The sequence below is a fragment of the Allobosea sp. TAB14 genome (genome assembly GCF_052113865.1).
Taxonomy (GTDB): Bacteria; Pseudomonadota; Alphaproteobacteria; order Rhizobiales; family Beijerinckiaceae; genus Allobosea; species Allobosea spartocytisi.
The window spans coordinates 1-7,466 of sequence record NZ_JBFRDQ010000197.1 but is presented as its reverse complement, the minus strand read 5'-3'; the positions used below and the strand labels follow the sequence as shown (position 1 = coordinate 7,466).

At 67.6% G+C, this 7,466-nt stretch carries 8 protein-coding genes and 1 pseudogene; 5 read left to right on the top strand and 4 right to left on the bottom strand.

All coding sequences use genetic code 11. The features are described from left to right. The 4 genes and pseudogenes from AB4Y99_RS23150 to AB4Y99_RS23135 form a co-directional block, all read left to right on the top strand. Positions 1 to 522 (top strand): oligopeptide/dipeptide ABC transporter ATP-binding protein (locus AB4Y99_RS23150; RefSeq protein ID WP_441524975.1); only part of this gene is annotated, 522 nt, incomplete at its 5' end. A 19-nt stretch (positions 523 to 541) separates the two neighbouring features. Continuing rightward, complete coding sequence (locus AB4Y99_RS23145) at positions 542 to 1,747, top strand: NAD(P)/FAD-dependent oxidoreductase (protein ID WP_441524974.1); 1,206 nt, start codon at positions 542 to 544, stop codon at positions 1,745 to 1,747. 73 nt (positions 1,748 to 1,820) lie between these two features. Further along, positions 1,821 to 2,783 carry a succinylglutamate desuccinylase/aspartoacylase family protein gene (locus AB4Y99_RS23140; RefSeq protein ID WP_441524973.1) on the top strand — a complete coding sequence of 321 codons (963 nt, stop codon included), beginning with the start codon at positions 1,821 to 1,823 and terminating at the stop codon, positions 2,781 to 2,783. Positions 2,784 to 2,794: 11 nt separating this feature from the next. After that, a pseudogene (locus tag AB4Y99_RS23135) lies at positions 2,795 to 3,445 on the top strand (transposase); the annotation flags it as partial. A gap of 6 nt (positions 3,446 to 3,451) precedes the next feature. Here the strand turns inward: AB4Y99_RS23135 and AB4Y99_RS23130 are convergent. Continuing rightward, positions 3,452 to 4,585, bottom strand: a complete 1,134-nt coding sequence (locus AB4Y99_RS23130; RefSeq protein ID WP_441524972.1) for an FUSC family protein — start codon at positions 4,583 to 4,585, stop codon at positions 3,452 to 3,454. 50 nt (positions 4,586 to 4,635) lie between these two features. Between AB4Y99_RS23130 and AB4Y99_RS23125 the strand changes: the two genes are divergently transcribed. Further along, positions 4,636 to 5,094 carry a MarR family winged helix-turn-helix transcriptional regulator gene (locus AB4Y99_RS23125; RefSeq protein WP_133560807.1) on the top strand — a complete coding sequence of 153 codons (459 nt, stop codon included), beginning with the start codon at positions 4,636 to 4,638 and terminating at the stop codon, positions 5,092 to 5,094. A gap of 319 nt (positions 5,095 to 5,413) precedes the next feature. On the opposite strand, the gene AB4Y99_RS23120 is transcribed toward AB4Y99_RS23125, so the two are convergent. The 3 genes from AB4Y99_RS23120 to AB4Y99_RS23110 form a co-directional block, all read right to left on the bottom strand. Continuing rightward, entirely contained in the window at positions 5,414 to 6,811 is a 1,398-nt protein-coding gene (locus AB4Y99_RS23120) for an FAD/NAD(P)-dependent oxidoreductase (RefSeq protein ID WP_441524971.1), read from the bottom strand. Continuing rightward, complete coding sequence (locus AB4Y99_RS23115; RefSeq protein WP_441524970.1) at positions 6,808 to 7,101, bottom strand: (2Fe-2S)-binding protein; 294 nt, start codon at positions 7,099 to 7,101, stop codon at positions 6,808 to 6,810. Before AB4Y99_RS23115 ends, AB4Y99_RS23120 begins: the two co-directional genes overlap by 4 nt. Further along, the coding region (locus AB4Y99_RS23110; protein ID WP_441524969.1) for an NAD(P)/FAD-dependent oxidoreductase at positions 7,085 to 7,466 on the bottom strand (382 nt) is incomplete at its 5' end. The genes AB4Y99_RS23115 and AB4Y99_RS23110, both read right to left, overlap by 17 nt.

The window sequence follows — 7,466 nt, the reverse complement described above, 5'->3', positions numbered from 1 at the left end:
GTCCTCGACGAGCCGGTGAGCGCGCTGGACGTTTCCGTACAGGCGCAGATCATCAACCTGCTCGCCGAGCTGCAGGCCCGCCTCGCCCTGACCTATATCGTCATCACCCATGACCTTGCCCTGGTCGCCCACATGGCTGACGCAGTTGGTGTCATGTATCTCGGCCGCTTCGTCGAGCAGGGCGATGTCGAGGAGGTCTGCGGCGCGCCGCGTCATCCCTATACGCGCAGCCTGATGGCGATTGCCGCGCCTGCGGTGCCGCCGCAGCGCGCCGGGCGCCCCGCTTTGCTCGAAGGCTCGATCCCGAGCCCGCTCGCCATACCCAGCGGCTGCAGCTTCCACACGCGCTGCTCGCTCGCCCGCGAGCTCGCCGCCGAGGGCCTGCCGGGCGTCAACACGCCCGACGGACGCCTGCCGCGCCGCTGCGTTGAGGAAACGCCCGTTCTCCACCCTGCGCCCGGGGGCCGCAGCGCCGCGAGCTGTCATTTCGCGGTTGAACGCCCCCACATCCAAGAGAGTTGAAAGACGAAGGATTCGATCGATGTCCGATCACAACAGCGCCTCCGAAGTCGTCATCGTCGGCGGCGGCATCTACGGGACGAGCCTGGCCTATCAACTCGCCAAGGCGGGCCGCAGTGTCACCCTGCTCGAGGCCGGCGAGATCGCCGGCGGTGCCTCGGGCGGGCCCGGCGAGCGTGGTGTGCGCGCCAGCGGCCRCGACCTGCGCGAATTGCCGGTCTGCGCGCTGGCCCAGCAACTCTGGGCCGAATACCAGGCCAGGATCGAGGGCGGCGTCGGCTACCGCCGCGTCGGCGGCCTCAAGATCTACGACGTCTCCTACGGCCATCGCGAACACGAGGTGCGCGGCCGCATGGAAGCGACCGCGATGGTCCAGGCGAGCCTCGGCACACCCTCCGAGGTGCTCTCGCGCGACGAGGCGCTCGCCCGCGAGCCTGAACTTGCTCCCGGCATCCTCGGCGCGATCTGGTGCCCGCATGACGGCGTCGGAGACCACAGCTTCGCGACGCGCCAATTCGCCAAGGAGGCGGCTAAGGCCGGCGCCGTCATCCGCACCGGCGCCAAGGTCGCCGAGATCGTGCAGACGCGCGGGGCGGTGACGGCGGTCAAGCTCGCCAGCGGCGAGACGGTCCCGGTCGGCTCGCGCCTCGTCGTCGTCGCCAATGCCGGCGCCGAGGCGCTGCTCAAGCCCGTGCTGAAACCGCATGAGCTCGGCCCGGTCTGGAACCTGATGCCGCAGATGCATTTCGTTTCGAACCCGCTGAACAGGACGATCAACCACCTGCTCTCCCATGCACATCGCCGGCTGGCGGTGAAACAGCTCCCGGATGGCACGATCATGCTCTCGGGCGGAGCCCATGTCGGCTACACGCCGGAAGGGCTGTGGAAGGGCTCCCTCAGCTCGATGACGCAGAACGTCACCGACGGCCTCCTGACCATGCCCTTCATCGACAACTCCAGCCTGCTCAGCGTCGACGCCTCGCGGGTGGAGACTGTCGCGGCCGACCAGATTCCGCTGATCGGACAGGCCGAGGCGTTGCCGAACCTGATCTACGGCTATGGCTGGTCCGGCCACGGCTTCGCCATTTCGCTCGGCTTCACCAGGCTGTTCAGCGAATGGATCGCGACCGGCGAGAAGCCGGAGGCGCTGGAGCCGTTCTCGCCGCTGCGTTTCCACAAGCCCGCCGAGATRCTCAAGGCCGCCGCGCTCGGGCGCGCCGCGGCCTGACCCCTCCACACCATCGACGCCAGCCGGCGGATGCGGCCCTGCCCGCATCCGCCGCAGGACAGGATCTGGATTCATGCTGACCGATTTCGACCCCGCCCGCCCCGGCAAGACCGTCCACGACCTCGGCCCGATCGCGGGACCACCGGAGGGGATCGCAGGGGAGATTCTCTGCTGCATCAACAATGGCGAAGGCCCCTCGGTGCTGCTGCTCGGCGGCATCCATGGCGACGAATACGAGGCTCAGATCGTGCTGCGTCGCCTGGCCGAGCGGCTGACGCCGGCCGATGTCACCGGGCGCGTCATCATCATCCCCTCGCTCAATTTCCCGGCCTCGCAGAAGGGCAAGCGCCTCTCTCCCTTCGACGGCCAGAACATGAACCGCTGCTTCCCCGGCAAGGCGGACGGCACGCCGACGGAACGGCTCTGCGCCTTCGTGACGGAGCGGCTCTTCCCCGTCGTCGATCTGCTGATCGACGTTCATGCCGGCGGCAGCGACGTCTCGGTGGTGCCGATGGTCTTCGGCTTCGCGACGCAGAAGAGCGTGGTCGACGATGCCCGCCTGAATCGGCTGATGGAAGCCTGGGGCTACCGTTTCGTCCAGCATGTCGACGGCATCGACGAGACGGCCTGCGGTGCCGCCAAGCTCGCCGATCTCGCCTCGATCGAGGTCGAGGGCGGCGGCGGCCGGATGAAATCCGAAGAGCTGACGATCATGGAGGACGGCCTCCTGCGCGCGCTCGCCGATTTCGGCGCGATCAAGCCGCAGCTAGAGCCCGTGCCCTTTGCCGGCGTGCATTTCAGCGCCGGGTCGGACGGGCAATATCTCGCTCCTGCGCCTGCACTGGTGGAACATTGCATTGAGCTCGGCGACAAGGTTGAAAGTGGGCAACTCGTAGCGCGACTGCACCCGATTGGCGGCGTTTCCGCGAATGCGCTTGAGATCAAGGCGCCGGTGTCCGGCTTCGTCCTGCGGCAAACCGAGCATGCTTTTGTGGCCAAGGGGCAGCTCGTTGGAAACATAGGCAGCCTGATCTAGGCAAAGTGAGCGATCCGGAGCKRATGATCCGGATRCTGYTSATCGGCTATTGCTTCGGCATCCGYTCCGAGCGSCGCCTGTGCGAGGAGGTGCGTCTGAACCTGGCCTACCGCTGGTTCTGTCGGCTCGGGCTCGACGGCGACGTGCCTGATCACTCGACCTTCTCGAAGAACCGGCAGGGCCGCTTCCGCGAGAGCGATCTGTTGCGCGAGCTGTTCGAGACGACCGTGCAGCGCTGCATCGCGGAGGGGCTGGTCGGCGGCGAAGGCTTTGCGGTCGATGCCAGCCTGATCAAGGCCGATGCCAACAAGCAGCGTTCGGCCGAAGCCTCCGAGCCGGTCGACTGGGACGATCTCGCCCGGACCCGCCGCTCGGTGTGCGAGTATCTCGACACGCTCGACGAGGCCGCCTGGGGCGCGGCCAGCGAGGCCAAGCCGAAGTTCGTCTCCCGCTCCGATCCGGCGGCGCAATGGACCGGAGCCCTGAGGGGCCAGGCCTTCTTCGCCTATGCCCCCAACGATCTGATCGATCTCGATCACGCCGTCATCGTCGAGGTCGAGGCCAGCCGCGCGATCCGGCAGGCCGAGATCGGCTCGGCCCGGACCATGCTCGACTGGACGCAAGAGCGCTTCGGCCTGTGGCCGGCCAAGCTCGCCGCCGACAAGCACCTACGGCTCACCGTCGTCGAAGGACCGGGCGATTGCGGGCGGGGACGTGTTTTCGTTTCGTCGTGCAGTGAATTGGACGAACAACAAGTTGGCGCCAACCACGAGTGATGCGCCGATCAGCGTGGCGACGAGACGATCGAGCAGCAGATCGTTCTCCAACGTCCGACCGGCGTCGATGAGCAGGATGATCAGCGGCGTCATCACAGCCGAGTAGGCCAGATAATTGCCGCCCCGCAGCACAGGGCGCACAGCGGCCAGAAGCCCGATGGCGACCACGAGAGCCCAGGCGGGCAGTCCCAGCCGCAGGAAGATCCCTGCCGCGGCAACCCCGAGTGCCGTGCCAAGCGCCCTCTGTGTTGCCTTGATCGGCACAGTCTCCACGTGCCGCGGAGTCAGGATCGCCACGGTCAGCCCGATCCAGTGAAAATGATGGTTGGGCCAGGCGATATCCAGCCCCGCAGCAATCGCCAGGCAAGTGACCAGCCTTGCAGGGTAGCTCCAGCCGGCCGGCGCGGCGAGCGAGCGTCGCCAGCGGACGAATTTCTGTCGTGCCGTCGGGACCCGGACCGGCGCATCGGCGGGCTCCGGCGCTGCTTGCCGGGTTCGGCGGGCGAGGGCGCCGAAAAGCAGGCTGAGCCCTGAGGTCCAAAACGCACCCGCGGAAATCAGCCCCACGAACCCCAGCGCGGTCAATGCGCGCACGGGTTCCGCAGCCGGCGGCACGGCGCTCACAATCATCAGGAAGAGGACAAAACGGGTCGCCGCTACGACCATGAAGCGACTGAAGCCGCTGATCACCGCAGCGATGCCCGAAAGCAGGAGCAGCCCGACATTGCTCAGCCAGCCATATCCTCCAAGAAGGGCTGCACAAAGCGCAGCGAGAACTATGGGAACGAGCACATCGAGCTCGCTCTTTGCATGTGCCTGCAAGCCTGCGCCAATCTCCACGCGCCCCACCGCGAGGCCGCCGATGGCCGCAGCAAGGCCCAGCGCGAGGTGCCCTCTCTGCATGGCGAGAAGCACCGGGCAGGCCATGCCCAGCCCCGCCGCAAGAATCGCGGCGACCTCGATTTTCCCGTCTGGGGACCAGCGAAAAGCCTCCCGCAGATGCGCTCTTGTGCTCAGGTTCGGCATTCGCTCCGGATGACCTGGTGCCTCCCGATATAATACGCTATGCGTAGCATATGGAAAGTTCATCCCGTGAGGAAGCCATATCGATTCTGCGGGCCGTTCTGGCGCTCGGCCGCCGGCTGCGAGCAGAGCGCCCGAAGGGTTCGGTCACCCTGTCCGCTGTCAGCATCCTCGGAACCCTAAGCCGGCTTGGCCCTATGGCCGCCACCCAGCTCGCTACCGAGGAACGTCTTCAGCCCCAGTCACTGACTCGCATCCTCGCGGGTCTGGAGCAGGAGGGGCTCATTGTCAGAGCCCGAAGCGATGCCGATCGGCGCGAAATCCTCATTGCCCTCAACGATCGAGGGCGGCGCGTGTTGGCCGACGATATTCATGCGCGGCGGGTCTGGTTGGAGAACGCCATCGCAGCCGTGCTGAACGAGAAGGAGCGCGATCTGCTGTTCGCTTCGTCCGAGGCCATGCTCAAGCTTGCCCTCCACGACGGCCCTGGTGATGAAGAGGCTGCAGAATGACAGCCCCCAGGGTTCGGATTTCGGCGGCTCCTGCCGAAGGCGAATGACCAGGCGGGACTCGGCCCGGCGCTTGGATTGCCGATAGGTCTCGACAGCATCGGCGAYYGCCGCGMGCTCGCGTTCTTCGTCGCTAGCGGTGGTACAGCCCAGCAGTTCCTCGGCCCGCTCCAGCGCAGCGGTCAGCTCCTGCTCATCGCGGATGACGAGATGGGCCACGGCGCATCAAGCGGCGCCTAATCCGTTCGTTCCCTTCGGCGTCTATCGATCGGCTCATAGAACTCATGCGTATCGCCCGGCTCATGAGGTTCTTCGAGCCGCTTCACGCGCCTGCCCCGTCGAATGGGGCTGAGGCTGCGATCTCGCCTGTGGTGATCGGCTTGATTGGCATGCGCTGCCTGAAGTAGCCGATCTCCTCCTGGCCTTTCCCGCTCAGCGCGGACATCGTCTCCGTGACCGTATGCCCGCACATTCGGCCCTGGCAGGGCCCCATCCCGCAGCGCAGGAATCCCTTCGCCTGGTTAGGGCCGGCCGCGCCCTCCTTCACGACGCGCTCGATCTCGCCCCGCGTCACCTCCTCGCAGCGGCAGATGATGACGTCGTCCGCCTGCGGCACGACGAAGACGTCGCTCGGCCGGTAGAGCGTCTCCAGGAACGGCCTGACGGCGCGGTCGCGCCCGAGCGCCGCTCGCAAAGGAGTGCCGGCCCTGTTGCGCTCCCGCTCGTCGATCGCGCCGAGGTCGCGGGCGATGTCGAGTGCGGCGATCGCGCCGCTCAGTCGCGCCGAAACGGCGCCGGCGATTCCGGCTTCGTCGCCGGCGATCCAGAGCCAGGGCTGGCTGGAGCGGTTCCACTCGTCGAGCGCGGGCCGCCAGCAGCGCTGGCGCTCGTCCCAGAGGTGCCGGCAGCGCAGAGCCATGGCGAGATTCACATTGGGCACGACGCCCTGATGGAGCGCGACACGGCCCGTATCGGCGCGCTGCCAGCGCCCGCCGCTACGCCATCTCACGCCGCGTATGGCGTCCTCGCCTTCGAGCTCCACCTGCTCCACGCCGCGCTCGATCCGGACGCCCGCGGCCCGCAGCTCGCGGATCAGACCGAGCCCCTTGAACAGATAGCGGGCGGCGAGAAGGGCTCGCGGGAGATGCGGGAGCGCCGCGCCGAGGTTCCTCCGCGGTGTCGTCTCGATGACCAGCCGCGGCGGATGGCCGGCGCGACAATATTGCGCCGCGACGAGGTAGAGCAGCGGCCCGCAACCGACGAAGACAATGTCGTCCTCCACCAGCCCGGCGGATTTCAGCAGGATCTGGGCCGCGCCGGCGGTCATCACGCCGGGCAAGGTCCAGCCGCGGAGCGGGAAGGGACGCTCCATCGCACCGGCCGCCGCGACGATCCGGCGCGCGAAGGTCACGCCCGAGCCGCTGCGCGAGCGCCAATGGATCTCTCCCTCCGCGATGGACCAGACCATCGTCCCGGCGCGATGCTCCGCGCCGGAGCGCTGGAAGGCCTCGACCAGGTCGAGACCCGCATAATAGTCCGGTCCCAGGATGTCCTGGCGATCCCGTTCCGGCCGCTCGGTAACGGCGCGATAGATCTGGCCACCGGGTCGGCCGGCCTCGTCGAACACCACGCAGCTCAGACCCTGCTTCCGGGCCATGACGGCAGCTGCCATGCCGGCCGGCCCCGCGCCGATGATCGCGACGTCGAACGGGGCGGTCACCGGTTGATCTCCGCGGCGCCCGCCTGCGGCTCGACGACCATGCCGCCATGCACGGTCTCAAGGCAGGCCTGCCGATTGGGCTCGCCATCGACCGTGACGAGGCATTCGAAGCACACCCCCATCATGCAATAGGGGCCGCGCGAGGCCCCGGATCGCGGTGTGCTGCGGAAGGCCTTGATGTCGGCACGCAGAATGGCCGCAGCGAGATTCTCCCCTTCGCGGGCGGGAATGGCTCTGCCCGCGAAGGTGAACGAGGTATCGAATTCCCGGAGGTCAAGACGCTGGAACACTGAAGCGATCCGATGAGAAAGGCTGCCAGGCCGGATCCAGCCGGCCGGCGGACAATGCGGTGGCAAGGGGGCCGGCATGGAACGGCGCGAGCGTGACGCCGCTATGGACCGTGACCAGGAAGGCGCCCGGATGGGCCGCCGACTCGGCATAGACTGGCATGCCGTCCGGCGACATCACGCGCAGCGCCGCCCAACTGCGCACGACCTGCGCATTGGCGAGCAGCGGCAAGGCGGCGACGGCGCGTTGGGCCGTCGTCTGGATGACATCGGGCGTGGTGCGATCGTCCAGCCCGGCCTCTTCCGAGGATTCCCCGAAGATGACGCCGCCCTCCACCGTCTGGCGGATGAAGCTGATCCCGTAGCGC

What these genes read in the sequence shown, in the direction of transcription:
- AB4Y99_RS23130 (WP_441524972.1), bottom strand. Translation starts at nt 4,585, where the DNA reads ATGCCGAACCTGAGCACAAGAGCGCATCTGCGGGAGGCTTTTCGCTGG.
- AB4Y99_RS23140 (WP_441524973.1), top strand. Translation starts at nt 1,821, where the DNA reads ATGCTGACCGATTTCGACCCCGCCCGCCCCGGCAAGACCGTCCACGAC.
- AB4Y99_RS23125 (WP_133560807.1), top strand. Translation starts at nt 4,636, where the DNA reads ATGGAAAGTTCATCCCGTGAGGAAGCCATATCGATTCTGCGGGCCGTT.